This is a genomic window from Clostridium sp. SHJSY1, assembly GCF_031626875.1.
Taxonomy (GTDB): Bacteria; Bacillota; Clostridia; order Clostridiales; family Clostridiaceae; genus Clostridium.
The window spans coordinates 1-2,510 of sequence record NZ_JANDMF010000106.1 but is presented as its reverse complement, the minus strand read 5'-3'; the positions used below and the strand labels follow the sequence as shown (position 1 = coordinate 2,510).

At 30.0% G+C, this 2,510-nt stretch carries 1 protein-coding gene and 2 pseudogenes; 1 reads left to right on the top strand and 2 read right to left on the bottom strand.

From position 1 onward, the window contains the following. Positions 1-254 precede the first annotated feature (254 nt). Both NNC19_RS23315 and NNC19_RS23310 read right to left on the bottom strand, forming a co-directional pair. Positions 255-620 (bottom strand): annotated as a pseudogene (locus tag NNC19_RS23315) (peroxiredoxin); the annotation flags it as partial. A gap of 54 nt (positions 621-674) precedes the next feature. Then, positions 675-1,730, bottom strand: coding sequence for an NAD(P)-dependent alcohol dehydrogenase (locus tag NNC19_RS23310; RefSeq protein ID WP_310941083.1), 1,056 nt, complete (start codon positions 1,728-1,730; stop codon positions 675-677). A 424-nt stretch (positions 1,731-2,154) separates the two neighbouring features. On the opposite strand from NNC19_RS23310, the pseudogene eno reads away from it, so the two are divergent. After that, positions 2,155-2,510 (top strand): annotated as a pseudogene (gene eno / locus NNC19_RS23305) (phosphopyruvate hydratase); the annotation flags it as partial.

Below are 2,510 nucleotides of genomic sequence, written 5' to 3'. Positions count from 1 at the left end.
AAATTAAGCTATAATATTCGTATAAAGAGATAAGAATTCTCTAATGAATTTTATAACTTAATCATACAAGGGGCTGTATCAAAATAAATTTGATACAGCCCTTCTTGAAGTATATTTCAAATTTGAGGAATTAATTTATTTGTATTTAGGATTTTTTAATATTAGGTATTACTTGTGAGAAATATTAATTTGGTATTATTTATTTTAAATTGTGAGTTTTGCATTATTTATTAATTATGGGGTTTATATTTTTATTAAAGCTTTCCAACTAAATCTAAACTTGGTGTTAATGTCTCTTCTCCTGGTTGCCATTTTGCTGGGCAAACCTGATTTCCATGTTTTGCAACAAATTGAGCTGCTTGAACTTTTCTTAATAATTCTTCTGCATTTCTTCCAATTCCATTATCATGAATTTCATAAGCTTTAATTTCACCATCAGGATTAATTACAAATGATCCTCTAAGAGCTAACCCTTCTTCTTCTTCTATCATTACTTCAAAATCTCTTGAAAGTTTTCCTGTTTGATCTGCTAACATTGAATATTTAATTTTTCCTATTGTATCAGAAGTATCAGACCATGCCTTATGCACAAAGTGAGTATCAGTAGAAACTGAATAAACTCTAAAAAATAGTGATAGACATTCCTTAGATTGCCTATCACTATTAATTAATTTTTATAATATAACTACTGCTTTAATCAGGTCTTTTGGTTTATCCTTCATAAGTAAAAGAGCTTCTTCTATATGTTCAAATCCATGATATACATGAGTAACTAGCTTACTTAAATCGACTCTATTATAGAGTACCATATCTCTTAACATTTCTGCTCTAAGACGACCACCTGGACATAATCCTCCACATATAGTTTTATGAGCCATTCCACATCCCCATTCAATACGAGGTATTGGCAAATTTTCACCATTTCCATGATAATTAATATTTGAAATTATTCCCCCTGGTTTAACTAGAGATACAGCTTGAGCTAAAGTTTCTGCACCTCCACCTGCCATAATTACACGATCAACACCCTTATTTTCTGTCAAATTCATAATTTGTTTAACTATATCTCCATCTTTATAATTTACAATATCTGTAGCTCCATAAAATTTAGCTGTTTTAACACAAACAGGTCTACTTCCTACTCCTATAATTCTACCTGCTCCACGTAATTTAGCCCCTGCTATAGCCATTAATCCAACTGCACCAATACCAATGACAACAACACTTGACCCCATCTTTATATCTGCAAGTTCAGCTCCATGAAACCCTGTTGTCATCATATCTGTTATCATAACTGCACTTTCTAAAGACATCCCTTCTGGTAAAATTGCAAGATTCATATCTGCATCATTGACATGAAAATATTCTGCAAACACTCCATCCTTAAAATTAGAAAACTTCCATCCTGCTAACATGCCATTGGAATGTTGCTGGAATCCAGCTTGAACTTCTAATGACCTCCAATCAGGAGTTGTACATGGAACAATAACTTTATCTCCGACCTTAAATTCTTTGACTTCTTTACCAATCTCAACAATTTCTCCTACAGCTTCATGCCCTAAAATCATATTTTTTCTTTCACCTAAAGCACCTTCAAAAACAGTGTGTATATCTGATGTGCATGGTGATACAGCTAACGGACGTACAATTGCATCATATAACCCTGCTACTGGTTTCTCTTTTTCTATCCATCCTAACTTATTAATCCCTAACATTGCAAAACCTTTCATCAATACCATCTCCATAATAAATTTACTTATTGTCTAGAAAAATTTCTTTAAAAATAATTCTTTAAAGACCAATATAATTACATTTCTACAGTTTAAACATATGCTTAAATAATTTTATAATGTATCCTAAACATATAATTTTTTCTATTTTATAAAAAAATGATTGACAAATCATAGTAGATTAATTAAAATAAAACCAAGTTGATAATGATTATCAATTATTTTTAAATTTAAAATTGTGATATAGAAGTCCAAAAAACACCTCAATGCATATTCGCACATTTATGCATAATTAAATGAATACATCAAATTCTATATATTATTTCTTTTCACAATTATATTTAAAATACATTGGAAGAAAGATTTATACATTCCGTATAATCTTTCTTCTACATATGATTAAAGAGAATAAAGGAGTGATTTTATGAAAAAATTCACAAAAATTATTAATATAGTAGGAAGACAAATATTAGATTCAAGATGCTTTCCAACAGTTGAAGTTGAAGTTTACTTAGAAGATGGAACAATAGGAAGAGCAGCAGTACCATCAGGTGCTTCAACAGGAATCTATGAAGCTGTAGAACTTAGAGATGGTGATAAAAATAATTATCTTGGCAAGAGTGTAAATAAAGCTATTCAAAATGTTAACGAAACTATAGCTAAAGAGCTAATAGGTTTCAATATCTTTGATCAAACACATATAGATGAAACATTAATAAAACTAGATGGAACTGAAAATAAAGGTAAACTAGGAGCTAATGCAATACTTGGAGTTTCCTT